Annotated in this window: 24 protein-coding genes; 2 read left to right on the forward strand and 22 right to left on the reverse strand. The window is 41.2% G+C overall.

What is annotated here, in order from left to right; translation table 11 throughout:
- Positions 1-21: 21 nt before the first annotated feature.
- Positions 22-1,521 carry a helix-hairpin-helix domain-containing protein gene (locus tag ACOTX4_RS20130; RefSeq protein ID WP_001284315.1) on the forward strand — a complete coding sequence of 500 codons (1,500 nt, stop codon included), beginning with the start codon at positions 22-24 and terminating at the stop codon, positions 1,519-1,521.
- Between the two features lie 165 nt (positions 1,522-1,686).
- On the opposite strand, the gene ACOTX4_RS20135 is transcribed toward ACOTX4_RS20130, so the two are convergent.
- Both ACOTX4_RS20135 and ACOTX4_RS20140 read right to left on the reverse strand, forming a co-directional pair.
- Positions 1,687-2,769, reverse strand: coding sequence for a hypothetical protein (locus ACOTX4_RS20135; RefSeq protein ID WP_001232447.1), 1,083 nt, complete (start codon positions 2,767-2,769; stop codon positions 1,687-1,689).
- A 360-nt stretch (positions 2,770-3,129) separates the two neighbouring features.
- The gene (locus ACOTX4_RS20140) at positions 3,130-3,342 is read right to left on the reverse strand and encodes an Hha/YmoA family nucleoid-associated regulatory protein (RefSeq protein WP_001285422.1); all 213 of its coding nucleotides are present in this window, start codon (positions 3,340-3,342) and stop codon (positions 3,130-3,132) included.
- A 169-nt stretch (positions 3,343-3,511) separates the two neighbouring features.
- On the opposite strand from ACOTX4_RS20140, the gene ACOTX4_RS20145 reads away from it, so the two are divergent.
- Complete coding sequence (locus tag ACOTX4_RS20145; protein WP_000795949.1) at positions 3,512-4,687, forward strand: tyrosine-type recombinase/integrase; 1,176 nt, start codon at positions 3,512-3,514, stop codon at positions 4,685-4,687.
- 21 nt (positions 4,688-4,708) lie between these two features.
- Here the strand turns inward: ACOTX4_RS20145 and ACOTX4_RS20150 are convergent, their stop codons facing one another.
- From ACOTX4_RS20150 to ACOTX4_RS20245, 20 genes are all read right to left on the reverse strand, one after another.
- Positions 4,709-5,053: a hypothetical protein gene (locus ACOTX4_RS20150; protein ID WP_001805195.1), complete on the reverse strand. Its 345-nt coding sequence runs from the start codon at positions 5,051-5,053 to the stop codon at positions 4,709-4,711.
- A complete protein-coding gene (locus ACOTX4_RS20155) occupies positions 4,989-5,894 on the reverse strand; it encodes a hypothetical protein (RefSeq protein WP_001198595.1) in 906 nt (301 codons plus the stop codon). The genes ACOTX4_RS20150 and ACOTX4_RS20155 overlap by 65 nt, the downstream gene beginning before the upstream one ends.
- Before the next feature lie 9 nt (positions 5,895-5,903).
- The gene (locus ACOTX4_RS20160) at positions 5,904-6,866 is read right to left on the reverse strand and encodes a DNA replication terminus site-binding protein (protein ID WP_000119428.1); all 963 of its coding nucleotides are present in this window, start codon (positions 6,864-6,866) and stop codon (positions 5,904-5,906) included.
- Between the two features lie 90 nt (positions 6,867-6,956).
- A complete protein-coding gene (locus ACOTX4_RS20165) occupies positions 6,957-7,403 on the reverse strand; it encodes a hypothetical protein (RefSeq protein WP_000549069.1) in 447 nt (148 codons plus the stop codon).
- 16 nt (positions 7,404-7,419) lie between these two features.
- Entirely contained in the window at positions 7,420-7,956 is a 537-nt protein-coding gene (locus ACOTX4_RS20170; protein ID WP_000107167.1) for a hypothetical protein, read from the reverse strand.
- A gap of 73 nt (positions 7,957-8,029) precedes the next feature.
- Positions 8,030-8,287 carry a hypothetical protein gene (locus tag ACOTX4_RS20175; RefSeq protein WP_001371933.1) on the reverse strand — a complete coding sequence of 86 codons (258 nt, stop codon included), beginning with the start codon at positions 8,285-8,287 and terminating at the stop codon, positions 8,030-8,032.
- Positions 8,288-8,294: 7 nt separating this feature from the next.
- The gene (locus ACOTX4_RS20180) at positions 8,295-8,885 is read right to left on the reverse strand and encodes a hypothetical protein (protein WP_000578891.1); all 591 of its coding nucleotides are present in this window, start codon (positions 8,883-8,885) and stop codon (positions 8,295-8,297) included.
- A gap of 44 nt (positions 8,886-8,929) precedes the next feature.
- Positions 8,930-9,205, reverse strand: coding sequence for a hypothetical protein (locus ACOTX4_RS20185; RefSeq protein WP_001004201.1), 276 nt, complete (start codon positions 9,203-9,205; stop codon positions 8,930-8,932).
- 263 nt (positions 9,206-9,468) lie between these two features.
- Entirely contained in the window at positions 9,469-10,425 is a 957-nt protein-coding gene (locus ACOTX4_RS20190) for a hypothetical protein (RefSeq protein WP_000149830.1), read from the reverse strand.
- A gap of 171 nt (positions 10,426-10,596) precedes the next feature.
- Complete coding sequence (locus ACOTX4_RS20195) at positions 10,597-11,535, reverse strand: hypothetical protein (protein WP_000472041.1); 939 nt, start codon at positions 11,533-11,535, stop codon at positions 10,597-10,599.
- Positions 11,536-11,601: 66 nt separating this feature from the next.
- Positions 11,602-12,522: a hypothetical protein gene (locus ACOTX4_RS20200; protein WP_000991697.1), complete on the reverse strand. Its 921-nt coding sequence runs from the start codon at positions 12,520-12,522 to the stop codon at positions 11,602-11,604.
- Positions 12,523-12,590: 68 nt separating this feature from the next.
- Entirely contained in the window at positions 12,591-13,526 is a 936-nt protein-coding gene (locus ACOTX4_RS20205) for a hypothetical protein (protein WP_000691119.1), read from the reverse strand.
- Between the two features lie 69 nt (positions 13,527-13,595).
- A complete protein-coding gene (locus ACOTX4_RS20210; RefSeq protein ID WP_000762003.1) occupies positions 13,596-14,474 on the reverse strand; it encodes a hypothetical protein in 879 nt (292 codons plus the stop codon).
- A 78-nt stretch (positions 14,475-14,552) separates the two neighbouring features.
- Positions 14,553-15,074 (reverse strand): hypothetical protein, encoded by a 522-nt coding sequence (locus tag ACOTX4_RS20215; RefSeq protein WP_001011130.1) that lies wholly within the window; start codon positions 15,072-15,074, stop codon positions 14,553-14,555.
- Between the two features lie 269 nt (positions 15,075-15,343).
- On the reverse strand, positions 15,344-16,576 hold the full coding sequence (locus ACOTX4_RS20220) for a DUF7146 domain-containing protein (RefSeq protein WP_000220379.1): 1,233 nt from the start codon (positions 16,574-16,576) through the stop codon (positions 15,344-15,346).
- Between the two features lie 113 nt (positions 16,577-16,689).
- The gene (locus tag ACOTX4_RS20225; RefSeq protein WP_000192120.1) at positions 16,690-16,911 is read right to left on the reverse strand and encodes a hypothetical protein; all 222 of its coding nucleotides are present in this window, start codon (positions 16,909-16,911) and stop codon (positions 16,690-16,692) included.
- Positions 16,912-16,983: 72 nt separating this feature from the next.
- The gene (locus ACOTX4_RS20230) at positions 16,984-18,990 is read right to left on the reverse strand and encodes a VWA domain-containing protein (protein ID WP_421635418.1); all 2,007 of its coding nucleotides are present in this window, start codon (positions 18,988-18,990) and stop codon (positions 16,984-16,986) included.
- 77 nt (positions 18,991-19,067) lie between these two features.
- A complete protein-coding gene (locus ACOTX4_RS20235) occupies positions 19,068-20,195 on the reverse strand; it encodes a DUF3150 domain-containing protein (RefSeq protein WP_001447808.1) in 1,128 nt (375 codons plus the stop codon).
- 63 nt (positions 20,196-20,258) lie between these two features.
- Positions 20,259-20,432: a hypothetical protein gene (locus tag ACOTX4_RS20240; protein WP_001176645.1), complete on the reverse strand. Its 174-nt coding sequence runs from the start codon at positions 20,430-20,432 to the stop codon at positions 20,259-20,261.
- Positions 20,433-20,563: 131 nt separating this feature from the next.
- Entirely contained in the window at positions 20,564-21,622 is a 1,059-nt protein-coding gene (locus tag ACOTX4_RS20245) for an ATP-binding protein (protein ID WP_000063335.1), read from the reverse strand.
- Between the last annotated feature and the right edge of the window lie 30 nt (positions 21,623-21,652).

Here is a 21,652-nt window from a genome sequence, read left to right on the forward strand (position 1 = left end):
TACGCTTTTTCGGTGATCAATATGGCAAATATCGTTACGTGCAAAACAAAGGACGGCGAAACAGTCCAGTATGTTGACGAGGTAATTGGTTCGGGCTCGATGAAGGATGTTTACTTTTCGCCTGATAAATCATACGTCGTCGCTTTTTATCATAAACCGCAGAACGAGCAGGCCCGGGATCGGATTGATATGATCACCGGACGCTACAGGCAAAACATTTTTGGCCAGTCCGGAGGTGAATACTGGAAGGACCTGTTTTGCTGGCCGACCCATGTTGTTGAGCATGGGGATAAAATCGGCATCGTGGTTCCAACCTACAAAAGCTACTTTTTCTTTAAATACGGCTCTAAAAACGATGATTTTCTTGGCATAAAAGGTCGTGAAAAGGAAGGCAAATGGTTTGCCAGCGCCAGCAACCAGAACAAATTTCTCGACCCACGTGAACGAGGCAATACGCTTACCTATCTCAAGGTCTGTCTGCTGCTGACAAGAGCCGTCAGAAGGATGCATGCGGCAGGTCTCTGTCACAGCGATCTAAGCTATAAAAACGTGCTTATCGATCCAGAAATGGGACATGCCTGCATCATTGACGTAGACGGCCTGGTTGTCCCTGGAAAGTATCCTCCCGACGTGGTGGGCACCCCGGATTTTATCGCTCCGGAAGTGGTGAAAACCAGTCATCTTTCCAAAGAGGATCCGAACCGCGTATTGCCAAGCATTACTACTGACCGTCATGCGCTGTCGGTGCTTATCTACATGTATCTGTTCTTCCGTCATCCGCTACGTGGCGGAAAAATACATGACATGTCGGATGAAGTACGTGATGAGACCTTATCTATGGGTGAGAAGGCACTCTTCATTGAACATCCGACAGACAAAAGCAATGCAGTCAAAGTCAGTCAGCTATCGTCCTTTTCACTGCCCTGGGCTGACCCGGAGAAAATTCCTTACACCATCATGGGCCCTTATCTGACACCTTTGTTTGAGCGCGCCTTTATAGATGGCTTACACGATGCCACTAAACGCCCGACCGCCGATGAGTGGGAAAGCGCCCTGGTTAAAACAGTCGATCTGATACAGCCCTGCCAGAACAAGGCGTGTGAACAGAAATGGTACGTTTTCTCGGGTAAGACAAAGCCGGTTTGTCCCTACTGCGGTACGCCATACAAGGGTAAATTACCGGTTCTAAATTTATATTCTTCCCGAAAGGAAGGCAGTTATCGTCCTGACGACCACCGGTTGATGGTGTGGAGCGGGCAGTCAATCTATGCGTGGCATGTGAATCGCCTCATTGCGCCAAATGAGCGTACAACCGATTTGCAAAGGAAACGAGTTGGGTATTTTGTTTTCCATAACGATCAGTGGTGGTTAGTAAATGAAGGCATAAATGGGCTTATGTCATTACCGGATAAACGACAGATTGCCATTGGGGAAAAAATTGAACTGACGAATAACGCTCAGTTTGTTCTGTCAAAGGAGGAAGGCGGCAGGCTGGTCGTCGTTCAGTTAGTAGAAAACTAACGGACGCCCATAACGACTAAAACGTTCTGGCAGCATACTGAACCTGTTTAATGAATCACTATATTAAGCTGTGTCAAATTTAAGCTGCCAGAAAAACTGACTGTCTGTGCCGGATATGCGGTACACCTCCTGCGGCAAGGGTTTAATGCGCAAAGCCCAATTTATTTATAAGAGTGAATAGTTTTGTGGCTCTACCCTGCCGCTCTCCTTTCCTGTGTCATGGTTTTTAACATCTGAAATACTGACATTGTTAAGCCGGTGATTGTATAAGGCGATGCGGACAATCTCATGAAGATATTCAAGTTCGTTTTGTGTCAAGGACTGGCCTTCCTGGGTTTTTGAAATCATTTCCTGCCAGCAGATCAGTCTTTCGTAACTGACATGTTCGCTGTTTTCCAGGCAGTGCAACCTGAAATAGCGAAGGAACAAAGGAAATTCATCGGTCTGAGCGATGTCATAAGCCCGAACCGTTAACCGACACAGACATACAATCGTATCCTGCTGTAACCTGACTAACGCGTTATGACTGCCCGGAAGGATATCAGGCAATTTCATCTTACAGTCAGCAAGGCGCTGAAGAAGAGGCCCTTCCTCTGAAGGCTCCCGTCCCCGATACTCCTGAAGAGGTTCAGATTCAAGTTCATGCATTAATGGATGATATAGCCATTCCCGGGAACTGGTCTCATCAATGATCAGGCTTTCAATGCACTCACTGTATGTTGTTTTACGTCGCCCGAGCTGCACCTGACTGATTTCATATTCAATATCTGGAAGATCGATACGCAATGCGGCAACTCTTTCGGAAGGATGAAGGTGGTCAAAGGTTAACTTCGCAGAAATGCTACGATCCCTGTCCAGAAAGACGGCCACACATAAATCATTAACCTTTACGAACAGATCAGCTGTGCCTCCGAACATACTGCCGCTTCCAATAACCTCATTCAGTGAAACCGGCCCACCATCGTCGCCAGCGAGAAGATTTGGGAAACCAAGAACCTGGTGCTCGTTGATGACTTCAATAATTTTTCCCCGGATGGCTTCCATCAGACCATCACAGTCACCGGCTACAGCAGTACTGTGTGAGAAATGCCAAAGCTTGACCTCCCCCTGCTTTGCTAACAGATCAGTTTTGCAAGCGGGGCAGATGCAGTTACAGTCGATACCCCGGCTGACCTCTGTAATATCTAAAAAGAGTCCTGATTCTCTCTGGAGTCCAAATGGAATACCAAATGTGTAACTCTTACGCATGGCTGCACCCCGTTTTTGATAATTATTCAAACTATATCCGAAATAACGGAGGAGGATTTCTGTAAAACGAATTAAAAGAAATGATTTTTTAGTTTTCCAGATTAATGTTTGACAAGAATCAAATGAGAGCCTTACAAATATGGAGAGAGAAGTTTAGGTAAAGTAACTTTTATCACAACTTCTAAAATTAAGGAGAATATCGGATGTATTTAGCAGTGGGCTTGGCTTATGATTAAAGTCTTTCTCCGAACTTAATAAGAAAGTTAAAAAGACAGGCTATTACAGTGCCTTTAGCCCCGAAAGGGGCATAAACTATTTTCAAATCCAGACACAGTCTTTTTGTTGTGCCAATATCAATAATTACTCGCGAACAAAGGTCCACACACTCGCAGGAACTTTGTCATATAACTTTTTCATTGTCAGTTCAGCTTTACGATGATCATAAGCACCAGAAATTTCAAGAGAGGCGACACCCGAGTTTTTTTCACATAACCTTTCAAATACTTTTTCGAGCGTTTCGAACGAACTACACTTACGGAATTTCATTAAATAAGACTGCTTTGTGTCAGACATAATCAACCTTCTTTAGACAGGCCTCAACTGGCCAGGGATAATCTTAATATCATTTTTCACTTAAGCCTAACGATTTCACAACCTTTTTCGTTGTTTCCACCCTGTTCATAACCAGGTACATGAGTGCTAAAATGACTGTAAATAAAACCAGTGTATCCCGGTGAGCAGGATGAAGAATCAATCAGTGATCAGACAGTTTTCGGAAAGCGAATTGCATCAGCAGCTGGAAACGTTCGGCAACCATGATAAACAGCTTTCACGCTTGATCCGTTACTTTTCCCATCTGAGATACAACACAGCTAAAACCTATCTGCACTGGCTACGAGTATGGAACGAATGGTATCAGGCGAATGCCCGGTTGCATACAGACTGGCCAGTAAGTTCGCTCCCCGTGTCTGAGGAAGCTCTGCTGGCGTTTATGGGGCATCTTGAAGGCAAATTGTCACGAAGCAGCATAAACAGCTGTCTTCAGGCCTTAAACAGTATCCATAAAAAAGGGCTTAACCTGCCCGGGATTATTACGTCTGAAGCATGGTACATGCTGGAAGCCTTAAAACAATCGGAAGCCCGGAAGCGAAAGACGACTAAACAGGCAACTCCCTTTCTTATTGGCGATCTCAAGGCTCTGATAAAGTTACGCAGTACTACAAACTCAGTTCGTAAGCTTCGTGACCTGTGCCTGATCTGGACAGGCTTTGAAACACTGCTCCGTTCATCCGAAATTCGCCGTATACGTCTGAAAGATCTGTCTCTGGATAGTATGACCGGTGAATTTAACCTGACGGTATACCGTACAAAAACGAACATCAGTACACTTCTTACCTACCGGCTGACACGTCAGTTAACTAACTGCCTCTTGAGATTGATGAACCTTGTGAAAATGGATCAGCACAGTCATCCGGATGAATACCTTTTCCAGGCCGTAAATTTCCATGATACAGGCTATATGCCACCCGGCTGGAAGCTTCGGAGTAAAGGGAATGAGCTATCTGAGCTTCTTAAACGGCATAACCTGCCCTACCGTGCTAAACAAAGTCTTCTGAACGATGAAGATGAGGAAGACACTGTGGACGATGCCGGTATGCTCAGCAAAAATTCCCTTTTACGGGCATTTAAAGAAATGTGGAATGAGCTTTATCCAAATGAGACTAAAACCCGTTACTGGACAGGGCACAGCGTTCGTGTAGGCGGTGCGATACAGCTGGATATTGAAGGTTACTCGCTACCACAGATTATGGAAATGGGGAACTGGTCGAATGAAGAAATGGTTATGCGCTACATTCGCAATATTGAAGCTGGTAAAAAAGCCATGATCAAGCTTATGCGAAATGCCTTTGATGAATAGCGCCCTCACGGGCGCATAACTTTATTTTTTCTTGAACGGGTTAAGTCTGGTGAGATTAGAGAGTGCCCCTCCCGGAGGCAAAATTCCCGTCCTTTTATATTTGTACACGCCATTTAATTTCATTGTCTGGATTCCAAGATTAATAAGCGTGACAAGTTTAAGGGTATACAGGAGTGTAAATTGGGGAGCAACCTGAATAAAAACTAATAACAAGCCTGCACACATTACACGTAGCCATGCCGCGTACTCCATGCTCAGCGGACGCTTGAAATAGAATCTTTCGAGCAAATCAACTGTCTTATTACTGATCCACGCCGCCGCCACTGAGAGTAACAACACGATGCACACCATAATGCCCAGTTCCATTTTCACTCCCTTCTCTTTTAGTCTGTTTAAGTTGAGGCTTAGCCACAGTAGTTTTGTTTTTTGCTTTTTTCTTAGGTTTGGTATGGTGAAACAGAAAACAATCCACCATTACCCAACCATTTTTATATCGAGCCACCAGCATCTTCTGGCTGGGGTAATGAGCATGAAACAGCATTTTCACGTCCATGGTGCCCATCAACGACTGTTTGCGCTTTAGCTCATCCTCAGCCATCTGAAATTCTTGTAAGAATTCTGAAGACAGACGCTGACGCAGAATTCTTATGGCACTGGAGTTTTCATCATTCTTTGCCAGGTGCCCGAAGCGTACAAGTGCCTTGTGGGTTATCTGGATGGGTCCCAGATGAGAGCTGAGCTGTTCGTACTGCCAGAAGTAGGTCAAATCCACCTTAACCCAGCTGATGCTGTCCAGCAGAGCCTCGTTCATGATGGTTCCGGACATAGGTACCATTGTCAGCCTGGCCAGACGCATATGTATGTAGTCCGTAAGCAACCTCAGCGACTCAGGAACGTTTTTATTGAGTAGGAGATGCTGAAGCACCGGGGTTGCGGTCTGCCAACACAGATTGCGCCCGTCAGGCAGGAAAGCAAACTTTTGATCGTCAGGCGCAGAGTTCGAAGCGTTTTCCTTACGAAGCAAAAAATAATGGCCGCACAGCAGCTCTGCTCTTACCTGGTCCTCGTCAGGGTCATGTCGGGCTTTACTTAGATCAACGGTTAGCACAACGCGGTTAATCGCATCAGCGTGATATTTTTTTACCCAGACGCAGACACGATAGAGACGCTCATCGATTTTCTGGCTGGCTGTGGAAATCCATTGCATTGTTGTTCCTTAATTTTCGGGGCTGACAATGAAAATGCCCAGCTCAGCCCCCGGCACGAGTTCTGTATATTTCAGGCTCAGCTTCCGTTGGTTGGACGGACCCTGGCTGTTTTCAGGAGCCCAGTCAGAGAGCGTTTTTAATTGAGGTATGTTGCCTGCTGCGAAAATGGGCAAGGATGCTTTTACTACTGAATAATCAGTCTCAGCATATTTATTCCCGTTTCGTTCCTGCCCTTCAGGCCTAAATGCAAAAATGTGAGCAATCGGAACAGGGAAAGAGTTAGTTCGACAAAGGCGATAAGATTCGCCCTGCTTCAGTGGGTGAAATTCAAGACGGTGTAAAGCCTTATCGATATTAGACACGACATTCAAATTGGTAGTTGCTACATTTTTTACTTCTGAGGCTCTCCTGCGCTCCAACAAACTCACAAGTTGCTCTGCTGTTTTAACTTCCTGGTTTCGGTTTAGCCGCCATGAAAAAGTAACTTTTTTAAGCTGGGACTTGATGAAAAGGATATTTCTTGTTGAGTGCATAGCGACAAGGCCCGGGAGCTTCTTGTGCACTTTATCAAAACGGACATTCTTTTTATTATCGATACGCCTCATTGCCGCAGCAAAATCATTTTTTGCTTCGTTTATAGAAGTGATCAAGCTTTCGAGAAGATCTGCTCTTTCGGGGACAATGATTAGACCCGGGTATTTAGTGGTTACTTTGGTGGAATCATGACTTAATGACTCTATGTCATCCACACAGATGTCAGTAAGTGCCTGAATAATTTCCTCAACCGAAGCATCGTCTTTAATACTAACCCTGATGGGTTTAACCTGCTTCAAGCGCTCTTCTGTTCTAGATACGGTGGAGACAGTCATCAGGTTTGCCATCATCGGGGGGGTGTTCGAAAGAAAACACTTGAGCGAGTCGATGCGTTCCAGAATCTGGTCACGAAAATAGGGCAAATCGTCATAACTCATACGTTTCTCCAGGCTCATGTTATTTCCAATCAATTTTGCTGCCCAGGCTGACCTTGCAGAACATAAATGTCATGTAAACCTCTAAAGAAGTCATTTTGAAACAGCTTTCACAGCATGCGATTTATGTTCGATAGGGCTCATGAACAAAGGATGATAATGGAGACGCCATGGATAGTGGATAGTCTTACCCACCTGGGTGATCCGATTGAGGCGAAAACGACCATTTATACAGTCAACTGACCAAAGCCCGGGAGAAACTAACCTCTTCCAGCGGTAAAAAGAGAAACCTGCAACACAGAGGTCATGCTCCAGGAAATGTTGAGTTTCGACGACGCGAACTTTTATCAAAAACCCCAGCATTGGCGAAAACCAGATCAACAACCATGTTGGCGGCAGGATGACTTTGTTCAGGAGATGATCTGTCATAAGCAAGGCAGATAACATCAGAAAACTGATAGTCAACCACAGGGCCATCCAACCGGCCCATACGCGGCTCTGACAGGGTTTCCATTCGAGAAGAAAAAGTTTTTTATGCATTCTGCCCCGCCTAATTTTAATGTATTGCCGAAGTATGCTGCATCATGATGGTGGTGCGGGGAAAGATTTCAAACTTCCACAATTCTGAAGCCGTGTTCCAACCATGAAAGATCCCGTCTCCACAGCGAGTGTTAAAAGCAAGAATTTCATCCCTGACCTGGTAAGCGAGCACTTCTGGCATATCAATAAACTCAGGTAAGGAAAGAAGAATTCCATGGATAACTTCTCCGGTTAACTTACTCATAACCTCTTCCTCAGACAGGGCAGCGTCCGGGAACAAACACAACGGAAGTGAAAAACAACATAGGTCAAGACCAATAGCAGCCCTTCCTGCGTCGTAGCCTTCTTCATTAACGACAAAACGAAAGAATTTTTCTGTCTCACCCCGTAATGATGACGGTCCTTCAGACGGAACTTCAATACCACTGAAGACTTTATCGGTCCAGTTGGTAAAAGGACTGGTGAAAACCCAACAAATTAAGGATAACGCCAGCTCTTCCTTAAACATACGTTCAGTGCCGGTAGTTCTGGAAAGTTGCTTTTGAGTACTCATGTTTTACCTGTTGCATGAAATTATTGATGTTATATAAACACAACCGGCATTTTATCTAATAGGTTTGAAAACACTAAAAATCGCAAATGCTGGTACCTTTCTGTTTTAAGAGATTTTCAAGGTAAAGTGAGGCTAGATCAATTGGCTGGTTCTCTTCAAGACAGGCTCGAACAAGATCTTCAATAGAGACCGAATCAACCCCCCTTCCCTGTAAAATTTCTTTAGCAGATGCCAGCGTTTTATGAACGCTTCGACTTAGTTGTAATCTGACTTGTGTGCGGGTATCAAAAAGACAATCTTCTGTGACACTTTGTGAAACGGTTCTACTCATTGAAAAATCACTCCATTTCTGGGATCGAATGAAAATTAACAGCTATAGATGTATCAGGTTTCCCATTTTCTACGATACTCAACCACGTACGCGCTGAGATTTGTTGTTCACAGACGAGTATGTAACCTGTTCCCTGTTGATGATGTAGCTCAAGAGCTTTTAGGATAGGCTCTGAATGAGGTCCGAGAGCATCACGCGTGTGAATAAGCGTTTGCTCTGGCAATACGTTGCTAAGCATAGACAGCAGAACATTACGCTCATCCTCATTATCCGACAAAACAAGAATTATACGAAAACCCGTTTTTATACGAAATCTGATTTCTGAAACTAACTTTCTTAATCTTAATTTATATATGACCAGGCGGAATCGAGTCATCAGTAAAGAGACCACTGTGAAGATAACGATTACTGCGCCATATTTTGACCTGTAGAACCACCAGTTAAGGCCTCCAGCAACTATCAGGATTAACATTAAAATTAAACTCCCATAGAAAAAAAGTGCTGGGTAGCGAGTTGTCTTTCCTTCAATTAGTGCTGAGGCAAATATCAAAATGGATATTCCGTAAATTACCCAGTCAAAAATACTTTCTCCAATCATTCTTTAGTGAACATCCTTAAAAGTGGAAATGTAGGTTTATGGGTTTATGCATTTTCCTGATGGCCTTGACAACCAAGGATTTCACAGAAATTGTCACAGTGTGAAGCTGTAACAAAGCGCTCTCCACGTTCGAATCGCTCAACCAAATCCTTTCTTACTTCACTTCCAGGTTTCTGGAAGATGTACTCAAGCTGGAGATCCTCGGCCGTTGAAAGTAGTCGTTCTATGCTGAAATCAACATGGTAAAAGCAAAACTGATTATCAACCGGGGGAAAGTTGCTTTTGGTACTGTTCTCGTTTTTGGATTTTAGTTCATTCATGAGCTCTCCTTGGTTGAGAACAGTATACAAATCTCTTTAGGGATTTTTTTTCGTTAATAGCACTTTTTTGAGTTTAAAGAGTATGTTCATACCAGAGCATTAGAGGCTACGAAAAGGATAATGGAATTAGAAAGATAGATTTTAAGTGGTGATGTAAGGTGGGATAGGTAGAAGAGGAGTAGACGCTTGTAAGCGAGGCAAAAAAAAGGCACGGAAACCGTGCCATAAGAGTATGTGAGAAAAAATCAAAATCAGGGAAAGAATCAAGCAGCTTGTGAAACTGAATCTCCAACTGCAAGATTTAAATTTCTTAGGTTATCGAAAACTTCAGATACTAAGTCATTACGGTCGTGGATTTTAATCCGCCCACCGGTTAACTCTGAAACATAAACGGTATGGCAGAGGTCAGTAACCACTTCGCCGTATTCATCAACGACTTCCAAAGATGCAATCATCGGAATATAAGAAGCCGCAGCATAGCTCTCATAAATACTTATTATGGAGTCATTGTTGCGTCGAGAAATTACCCTACCAGAAGGTAAAGCCTCATCTTCCATATAGCAATCAGATAGGTCCTCACAGAAGTCATTTTCTTTAAGTGAAATATTAAGGGTCAATTCACTGTTGATAGAGCGTGAATAAGAATATTCACTCAGTTTATAGCAAGCCAAACTTATATCACTAAAAGTTTCATAAGCTTTATAGAGGCTCGATGTTATAGACTCAGATACAAATGTTATTAGTCCAATAAAATGAGTATCCCAGAACTGTTGCAAAGCAAAACGGGCAATCATAACCTGACCATCAACCTGCATCAGTCTGTTATATTCATCCCGGTCATAACCTTTCGACTGAGAAACATCATTAGACATGCTAAGAACTTCACTACAAACATCATCATATTCAAAACGGCTAGTTGCAAAGTGTTTTCCTGAAATCTCAAGGTACTGACCAGAGACTGCGTCAAACACCTCAAGAAAGTAACAGAGTCGAGATTTTAAAGATTCTCTGTTTAAAGCTTCTATTTCATTCTCAGAGATACTATCGACATATAAATCAACAGCATTCTTGAGTTCAATAGCTTTGATATTACAGGTAAAAGAAAGCTCGTCACTTTGACAATGGCAAACACTTAATACTATATCCGCCTCATCAAAATCTATGCCAAGATAGCTCAGAACTGCTCGGACATAGTTTTTATCATCAGATGAATGTGTCATATACACTACCTCAAATTTGAGAGGAAGTGCCCCAGAAGGGAAGCGACTTCCCCACTGGGTTAGATAAAAGTTTGGTTAAGCTAAAAGAAGATGCCAGCGACAGATTTTACATTGTCATAGACAAGTGTCTTCAGCCAACCAAAGTTACTTTTTTGGACTGAAGCAAAAGGATCATTGAGACGCGTTACGAAAATCGTCAAAAGCTTCAGTTATTAGTAATGTGCGATCAGTTACTCTGTATCGGTCATTACTTTCGAGAGATACGTAAGTTGAATGCGAAGAATCACAGACAACACGCCCTCTTTTATTGATCAATCTTACTTCCATCATCACCGGCACATTGATAATTGAAGCAACATCGGTATAGAGGGATATGAGGGCATCATTGTCACAATATAACGCCCCGTTCCCATCAAATGTATCGTTAAACTTAATATATATATCTGGCATATTTGCCGGATAATCATCAGTATTGAAATCAATGCATAACTTTAAGTCATCATTAATACGGCGATTAATCTTATGCTGCCCAACACGTACAAAGCCATGTTCAACAGCTTTGATAATCCTTAAAGTTTCATTAAGACAATCTGTAATTCTTTTCTCGACAAATGAGATAAAGTCACCAAAGTCGGAATGAAAAAACTGTTTAAGTGCAAATTTCGCAACTAACACTTTCCCATCCACCTTCATTTTATCGAGATAAAGATTTCTTATAGCATCAGTAGAAGAATTAGCTTTAGATAACTCTTCACAGTCATTAATAATCATTGAAACAATATCAATAACTTTAACTGGGCTTAAAGTATTACTATATCCGCGAATATCAAACGTAAAAAATCCGAAATTCTTAAATACTCCAAGAAAATAAATTATTTTTTGTTTCAAAAGAATAGAATCGGAGTAAGATGCGTTGTGCTTTATTAGTTCAGATATGTAGAGATCCAACATACAATTTAAATTATCGATATCTACATCGTAATCAAAGGTTACTTTGTCGAACGAAGTATCAGATAATTGAACGGTTATATCGTCAGCGGGAACATTAAGGCCTAAATTTTGATAAAGAAAGGCACTAACAAATTCCACGTGGTCAGATTCTTTAAACATTTACACTACCTCATGACTAAAAAGGAAGTGCTTCCCACCGGGAAGCAAGTTCCCGGATGGGTTAGATTAATTATAAAAGAGTTCTTCAGAAGGTACATGCATTTCTGGTTTGAACTGTTTTAAGGAGTTGTTTATAGCTTTTCGATATAACCCTGAAGAGTGTGGCTTAAACATTTGATATTCCGTAACGAGCAGAGGAGACGTAAAGCATCCTAAGTTCACTAGTGAAATATTTGATGTTTCTTCACAAACATCTAATTCAGCGTATATCCGCCTCTTCATTACCCTGCCTGCTAAATAGCGACGAACATGATTTATAAACTTGTCCGCATCTGATATAGAATTAACTATATAATCAGATGTGACTATCTGATTAGATACAGTTTCAGGTATAGCTTCGGCTATTATTTTTACGTTCATTTCATAATCAACACTATGGAAGCAAGCAAGAATTTGTGGCTTCGCGCTTTCTAAAATCTTTTCAAGAACAGAAAAAATCAGAGAGAACTCGTTTAAAATTCGCTTTTGTATAAGTCCATGTAGATGTTTTATGAAAGGAGAACCGTGTTCAACAAGGCCTAGTATAAGATCCTTAGAGGCCAAATCTGAGCGGTAATAAACGTATTCTAGATTATCCCGGTTAAATCCTTTGATAAGCAAATCAGGCTGCTCTGAGACCAGTCGTAAATGAGTTGAAGCTATAGAAACTTCAAAACGAAAGTTCGCGAGATTTACAGGGCCTGCTTTTAATGTAGCCGCTTCGGAAAAATAAATGAAAAGAGGATGCAAATCATCGTTACCACAGTAAAGATGGTCTGCGCCCTTAAGATATTTCACCAAATGAGGTAGAAAAGATATTACTGGAATATCAGCCACAAATCGAATATGCCGAAATGGTTTTGAATCCAAATATATATTTTCCACTACAGCGCCAACAAAACCCATTTTAACAAGAATAGATTCAACTAACTTTTGTATCGCATTCATTTAAATACCCTCTTAATAGAGGGATTTCTCCCAAAGGGAGAAATCCCTATGGGAGAAAATAATTTTAATTAATAATTGTAGCGAAGCGCATGTTCTTTTTCACTAAGATGGTTTTCATATTCCGACTTACCAGAACTTAAACACTCTTTGAAAAAGACCTTTGAAAAATTCTTCAAGTCACTTCGGTTATTAATTTCTTTGTCAGACATCAACTTAGCTGAGTGTGAGGTATCCACAGGCCCCAACCACCATTCATATTTAATATAAACACAATTGGTTTTTGTATGTCCATTTAGAAATCGTTTTGCATTTCTAAGTATTTTTCTACAACCGTTAAGGTCTGAAAGTAAGATATCTGGAGCAATGAGCTCTTCCAGAATATGACCAGGTAAGCCTTTCCTAAAAAGCTCAACATCGTAACTACAATACCAGTCACGATAATTAAAAGCTTTAATAAGTCTTTCAGGTGTATCCAAAGATATCTTATTCAGGATTTTTAATGCAAAGCATACAGCATCTTTTAACAACTCGTGCACCTCAACATTGATAAATGAGAAAAACGAGCTTAATTCTTTCTCTAAGGAATTATACAACTTACCGTAAATATCCTGAGAAAAAAGATACTGCAATCTTTCTTTATTATAAGTGCAATTCGAAATTGAATAGACTTCTCCTCTTTCGATTTTGCACCCTTCCCTTAAAACTATAGGAAACCTCAAATGGTTAACAATGAAAGAATGATTCTTTCTTTGCTTCAAAGCATCTAATTGAAATTTCGTAATTTCCTCCAGATTTGCATCTTCAAAACCTGGAAAGGGAATATCACAGAAACAAGAACTATATGCTTTTGCTGATTCATACATAAACTCCAGTGAAACATCAGCATCAAAAGACATACCAGAGAACATGCCCTGCCCATTGTCTAAAAATGTAATGTTTTTAACCTGTATTTTTTTATGTTGAACAACCAAAAAGGCATTAATGATTTTTTCGATAATTTTCATGTGATCCTCTCTCAATAAAAAAGGGATCACTCCCATATGGGGTGTGATCCCCACATGGGTATAATTTAATTAAAAATCTGTAAGACCTAAATCTTTATTTCTACCACAAACTGTAGAAGATATAAGACGTTTTACTCGCTTTCGAGCACTTCGGCCTGACGTATCTTTCAAGTACATCGGTAATGACAATGATGAGATTTGATTACTTCGCTTATGATGGCAGACTATATAGCCCTGCCTCCACCCCGAACGCACAAACTCACGGATGCGGTTAATATATGCCGAAGCTTGAGATTTTGTACTTATCGATTCAGAACACTTTAAGTTCTGTTCGATAGAGTAAAGCTCAGCCGCCATTAATTTCACCTCATACAGGTCATCCCCATAACTTATAGTTTTCAACAGCTCTTCCTTTTCCCGAATGAAAAATACTTGCTGCATTCCAAGGATCAGGTCATAGGCCTCTCGAAAGAGGTCGATAAGCTTATTACGAACATAAATCATAAACTCCTCAAAGTGCTGAAGCCAGAAATAAGCCGCATTACTTATTTGTGAATTGTGAGAACAAACAAGCCCTTTAGCAAGCTCGACCTCTTCCTCCCGAAAAGTAAAGTTACTTTTCTTAAACCGACTTTGTTCAAAAATGCTTTGATGCATTTCTATCCATACAGAAACAAAACCGAGGGATTCAAATTCTTCGTTTAACAAATGTAAACTTTCGAAGATTTTCTGAATTTCGATCCCGATGTCATATGACAGTGGACATTCTTTTATAGAATAAACATAACCGGGTAGGAAGTGAGATAAATGCTCAGTTCGCAAATATAAACTGAATTTAAGTTCTGTCAGTGGTTGTTTCAAAGATAATTTAGATGATTCGCTTATATTTACTGGTTCAACACCATTTCTAATCAAAATAGCTTTTACCAGGTCCGTAGCTAACTTCATACAGCCTCCAGTCGTTATTGAGGCCTCCCTGATGCAGGTTGGCCATCAGGGAAAATATGTAAATCAATTAGCAACCAATCAGACCGTTGCCATTACATTGTCAATGTATCTGACAAGGGATGGGCGGTCGTCCTGTAAGGCAAAACGGCGAAGGTCATCAAGATTATACGCAGGAAGATAATCAGCGTAACCTCGAATACGAAGGTCCTCAACCACAACTTTTATATACTCAAATCGTCCAAGATTTCCTTTTAATGGGGGTTTTCCTGGACTAGACAGCATATCGTCTGCTTGCTCCCATGTGATTTCTTTAGCTTCACCACTATGTAGATCAAGATGGACATATATGAATGACTTATAATCTCCACGGCAACGAAGATAATATTTCGGATAGAAATATTTGTCACAACGCAACAAACACGTTCCTGAAGGACGAACTACGTACAACAGGTTTCTGTCATTTTCTAATATGCCATGTTTCAAAATCGTTATATCTATCTCATTATCATGCAGCAAATAGCATGACGATGGTTCATTGACGATGCGCGATTTTATAACAGCAGCAAATTTATTAAAAACTTCGTTAGTTTGAAAATTCATTAAAATGCTCTCCGATGTAAAACGACGAGCATCACCATAACGGTAATACTCCCGTTATGGGTTTTAATAGTTTATGGAATAACCATGTCATACAACCGACCATAGCCAGTAGTACCGCACATTTATTTAACTGAGCAAGCATCTCAGCCGTGAAAAGACCTTAAAGGCAGGTAATTATCACGAAGGAAAGCGGTTATCTTATCAATACAATTTAAAAAATAATATTGATAAGATAACCCCCCCCGCAAAATGCGGGGGAGTTATCGTTGTTACAGCTGATTAAGACATTCAGGAGCCCAGTGAATCGGGAATCCATCCTGCCCTGTTAACTGGAGAACATCGTTCCAGTCGATACCCTTTTTCCCATCAGGAATATCTTGTGCTGGTTCGAAGACTTCAATTGTCAGCTTTGATGCGGGATATCGTTTAGCCAAAAACTCAACCATGCGGCTTTGAAGTCGCTGAGCAGCTTCGATACCGGCACGAGTGCCTTGTGAGTTAGCAATATCCTTATCCGCCCAGATATAAAAGTTTATATATTTTACATCCGGCGGAGGCAGTAAAAAATCAGGAACAGTAACGTTTTCAAGGCACCATGCGGAGCTGGCTGCCCAGCATGGTGTTGAAGTCGCTTCTACAACAGAAAGCGCATTCTCGATCCCTTCAGCCACTCCCAGTGTCCAGGTCGAACTACCTGAATCATAGTGAGGGTCAAACAACTGAATTGAGCCACCTGTCATATCGGCAGGAGGCTTCATCATCAGCTTTGGATTTTCTACAGGTGCCTTATCACCGTTTTTGTCTACGTATGTTCTATGGATAGTCAGAGGCCGACCTCGGGTGTCACGATAGATTGCAATCATTCCCGGATAGATAATCGATTTCTGCTTATCTTTATCCCAATAGTAGATCCGGTTATTAAAGCCTAAATCCTTTGGTAAGTGACTCAGTAAGCGGGAGATCCCACGATTACGGAGGTACAAAGCAACAGGAGTATTAGGCTTTATTTCACCGGTATAGTGATACATCACATCAAGTTTTCGCATTCGCTTTGCCACTTCCTCTCGGTCAAGAGTTTCTGTGGCACGAACTGCTGATTTATAGCGTCGTTCATTTTCAATGTCGGCGTCAGTTAACGGAGCATGCAGATCCATCCCGAAAAAATCTGAGAGAATCTTTTTGCAAGTCTGCGTTTTACTTAATTCATAATATTTCGCCAGAACATCAATTCCGTCGCAAAACTCATTTACCGGAAAGTCATTATGGATCGCACATCCGGTATAAAGGTCTTTTTGTCGGAAACGAAACTTCGATTTCCCTGCGCCAGTAAACGGGCAAGGAACCTGGCTCGGGGCTTTTGCACAAGCGTCTTTGAAAGCAGGTATTCTTTCGAATATATACTTCCAGCCAGACACTTCAGCAATTCGAGCATGAACGAGTTTAATAAAGTGTTCAGATACTTCCTGTGGTTTACGACGAAGAGCCGGGGATGCATAAGTCATGATGATCTCTCTTATCTGGCATTGTGAGTTTCTCAATGCCTTCTGCGGTGCAGAAGACAGGGAGAAACCCACAACGCAGAATTTAAGAAAGAGGGCCCGGGGGCCCTCAACATTTATGCTTCAGTCGTGAAGCCATTATTCTCAAGACGCTGTATGTAGTTATCTACAAGTAACGCAGCCTGCTGGCTATTACCCTCCGCTATAGTGACTTCGCGGAAGATTCTTTCCTGAGGGCTATCATTGCTTATAACTTCACCAACACGTCCGAAAATACGGACTTTATGCATCGCACCGACTTTTTCATGTTCTACACGGTAAGTTTTTATCTGAGTCATATTTTGCTCCTTATTCCTTCATGGAGCAAAAAGACCCACCGGGGCCTTTTTGCCCCGATTGGGTAGAGTTTATTAAGAAAGTATTTGATGAACTAGCTTACTGACTTCAATAGACAATAAAGAAGTATCATCAACTGTTACGAAAGTGTCCGTTTCAAAACCAATTATTTCATCAGTCTTAATACCAACACCAACGATTTCTATTCCATTACATTTAGCCTTTTCCATAACTTCGACGATAGTAAATTCCGATTTATTCGGATAACCATCAGTTATAAGAAAAATTATTTTCCTATCGAATTGGCTGTCAAGTAACAGATCAACAGCTGCCATTAAAGCAGATCCCGTAGGGGTATAATAACCCTTACATCCAAGAGTGAATTTCGATAGAGATTCCTCAACGCTTTGATCAAACGTTTTGATAATCTCAAATTCACTTTCCTTGAAGGGAAAAACTATATTGGAGACATGCATTTTTGACAAACTTTCAGCGGCCATCGATAAAGCAAGATCTGACTTAATGGCATGAATATATCTTTCATCATTAGCCATTGACGCTGAAATATCACGAACTAATACGAGGCCAACATGCCCTCTATTTTTAGATTCGCTTTGAGCTCTGAAGACATCACGAACTCCCATTTGTGACAGAATTAATCGATTTCCATCGAAGGTAATTCCACGCTCATGAGTTTTGTTTCGGCCACGCATTTTAACCTGCTGTAAAACAGACAAGTCGCTACCGATTGAATGACTCAGAGACAAAGCCTCATTGTAAACATTCAAATCGATAAGGAGATCAGGGATATCCCATTCAGAAGCACCGAATTCGGCTTTCACGTCATCGGATACTTTTGATGCAATACCTTCAATCTCTTTAGCCAAAGCATCGTGATAATCTTCGCTATCCTCATCACTGCTAAGAAAGGCATCCAACAAATCTGCCAGTATCTCCCATTGAGCCGATGAAAAGTTACTTTCATCTTCAACGTTAGTCGAACTGGCTTCATCTGATTCACTCTCGGAAGGGTTAATCGCATCAGTATCGTCTTCAATAATGTTATCACCCGTGGGATTGCCACCGGTGGGTTCATTATTTCCCTCGTTATCTTCAGCAAGTTCTGAAGGCTCAGAACATCCCTCTTGAGCAAGATCAGCGTTATCGGAAGTATCTGCCTGACCTTCACTATCGTCCTCAGAATCATCCTCACGACTATCAGTCGACGTAAGCGATTTATCTTCTGATTCGGTATCGGTATCGGTCTCGGATTCATCATATGCCTCCTGCTCCTCCTGCTCTGTCTGCTGCTGTTGTTCCTTTGCCTCATCCCGCAGTCTCTCTAAAAGAGCCAGGGTCTTACGAGCAAGGGATTCACAGCCCTGAGTATTTTCACAACCAAGAGCATCATGAAAAATTTCCTCAACATCAGAAATTACTGGAGAAAGTATCTTTTGGGCATAGTCAAAAAACGGATCGAGGGTTTCTTTGTGACCTACCTGCTGAAGGACTTTTACTCGCAATGAGTTAAGCAGATACCACTCAATAAATAGGACAGGATTTTCCGGACGAGAAGATATATCAGGAGTCATCCTTCCGGCTTTAACCATCAGTGCGTAAGTGGCTGCAAGCCGCCGCTTTGCATCCGGATAATCGTTACCAACCTTCTCTTCCATCTGTACATCATCGAACAGATTTATAAGCCCGGTAAGACGTTTTGCCCTGCTATAAGCTTTACGTTTCTCAGCGAGGCTCTCAAACTCTGCATTCATTCCGTCATCGAAGCGTGTAAACCCTTCAGATGACATGAGAACACTATTAAAGGCGTCACTGTAAACCTCACTGACGGTATAGCGACCATGACCAGCTTCATGACAGGTAAAACCTTCAATCAGACTGACAAAGTCATCATTGCTATAATCGCCGTTTGGTAAAACACAAACTTTATTGACAGGATCAAAATACGGTCCTTTGGTATTGTCGTCTATTACAACTCTTACATCGCCTAAGCCGCTAATGACTTTTGCTATATTCTGTAAACGCTTAATATGGCGCGGCGATGATTTAAGATCTAATTTCATAGAATACCTCTTTATAAAAAAGGGGTACTCACCCAGATGGTGAAGTACCCATCTGGGGTTTTTAATAAAGCAAACAGTTACCAGCCTTTGAGCTCGATATCAAAACCATTTTCAGCATTGTCTTCCTGTTGCGAAACTGATTTCTCAGGTTCAGCTACAGAATCAGTCTTTGAAAACGTGCTGTTTTTTATATCGTTCTCTACGACAGGTTCAACCTGAAACACATTTGTTGAATCTAAAATAGCTTCAATACCTGTGTTCTGTAGCGCGTTCGGTTCTGTTTGTGAGCTTTGATTAAATGATCTGGTAATAGATTCCAACCAGTCAGTAACCTTTTGCTCTCCTGAAATAATACGCTTTAACATTGAAGCATCACTCATGAAATAAAACCACTGCTGTAACACCGCAACGTCGCGAGGTTCAGAAATGGCACCTTTAGGTAAATTATTCATTATGTGTTTTATAGCTTCTGCAAGTACTGCCGCCTCTTTATGTATAAACATGAAGCTAATGATCTTATTTTGCATTTGCTTCAGTCGGTCAATAGTACTTGAGCGCAAATTATTATTTTTACTAATTTTTTCATAAACCCTCATTGCTTCTTCTGCCAGATCTGTTATCAATTGTTCCTGATAGTAGTCCTGGGTTTCATCACCTTCAACGCTAATAGGCGTAAAAGGAATAAAGTGAGCAATATTAAATCTAAAGGATTTTATGAAATCATCTTTAGTTAATTTCAACTGATCAATCAAAGAAGACATTCTTGGGCTTCTATTTTTTTCAGCCTCAATATGCATCTCATAATTGTCTACAACGTTTTGAATACCTGCCTGAAACTCTCGTTCAATCTCTTGGGCCCCTTCCAGAAACTCTTCCATACTGGAAACTGGTAAAATCCACATATTGCTATAGCGGATGCACAAGCGTGAGCAAAGGGTTGATATTCTGCTGGTAATCGTACTTTTGAAGCTAAGGGCTTTTATGTCAATCCAACGTACTTCGCTTTTAGATACGCTTTTTTGATCCGTAATATCATCTCCATCATAAGACAAATCGATTTTATCGGTTCGACGCGATCCTTGACAGCCACTTATTTCAATTTTTGTTATAACTGCACCTTCCAGTAAATCTGGATATGATTTTGCAAAATTCTCAGAGATTTGTTTTGCAGATACTTTGTTAAGCATTGAAGTATTTAAAGTCATGGGTTTCTCCAAAAAAAAGGGGAAACCCTCCCCAACGGGAAAGATTTCCCGATAGGGTTGATATTAAAGCTTCTCTGGTGCAATTAAAAGAATACCGGGAAACTCAGCGGCAACATCATCATTGCCCATTGCTCCCTGATACATATAACCTTTTAATTCCATTTCTTTAATTAGACCTTCCATATTTATTTTACCATCATGATAAAACAATAAAGAATAGTCGTTATTCAGTTGCATAAGTCCAGTAAAATTAGTTCCGTTTTTTGCTATAGCAATGGTAGCAGCACCATCCGTACTTAAAAACGCACTAAATTCAAGATGGGATAACTCTGAGATACAAATATCAGAGGTTTCATAACAAATCCCATCTAACTCGACTTTTTTGCTGTGAAATACTCCAGCGATTTATCCTTGTCTTCGCCAAGAGAAAGATCTATAGCTTGAAGAACAAGATCGACCACATGTAAAGGTAAAGCAGAAGCAAAAGCTATTTTGAAAGTGTCAAGAAGACTAAAGGTTTTTAACGTCATCGACGTGCCAACCCAAGCTACTAATTGACGAATATCCATCACACTGTCTTCTGTACCAGAGTCATTTACTGCAATCGCTACTCTTACGAACTTCTCAATGACCTGAAAAGGCAAAGAGCTATATCGTTTAGTAAGCACATTGGTTAAAGCAACTTTGTCGGGCTTCTCCATTTCAACTATCAAGAACCGCTTTATAAAAGCTGCATCTTGACGTTGAGAAGAAACGAACCGGCGAGCGCCTCCACTCATGTTTGTGTTTGCAGTACCAATAAATCGCGTGTAGCCATTAGCAGTTATAACCTCACCACCATTAGCACTGAGTGACCAGGGCTTACGTTCAATGGGCATGTGAAGTTTTGCTGCCGTATCAGGATCGATTTTGTCCACTTCATCCAGAAGAATGAGGTGACCATTACGAAATCCCGTTACCAAATCGCTGTGTACAAAACCTGTATTACCACCATTAAGACTGCGCTCACCTTCAAGCTCATCAACTCGAATATTGCTGTTGATCTGCTTAATTGTCAGCGGCCAATTCATCATGTGGCTAATGTACATTACCATTTCAGTCTTGCCAGAACCGGACTCACCTTTAAGACACACACTTAAATCTATATCCGGACTGATAAGCAGTTTAACCACTTGTTCAAGTATTCGGGGATTTGGTATGTAGTCTTTGTTCAGCGGAGCTCGATACGAGGTTTTAGTTTTGAAAACAGGCACAGCCATCTTTGGATCCATTTCTGGAATACCAAAAAGGTCCTTTGCTAGAACTAAAAGATACTCACCTTTATCCACATAATGTTTTAACTTTATAACATCCGGGGAAAGAAGAGCTTCTAATTTTTCATAAGCATCAGAAGATGTTTCATTTAACTTCATAGCGGCATTAGACATTTTTAACTCCGGTAAAATGCAAACACCGCC

The organism is Enterobacter cloacae complex sp. IR5459, assembly GCF_049238005.1.
Classification (GTDB): domain Bacteria; phylum Pseudomonadota; class Gammaproteobacteria; order Enterobacterales; family Enterobacteriaceae; genus Enterobacter; species Enterobacter hormaechei_C.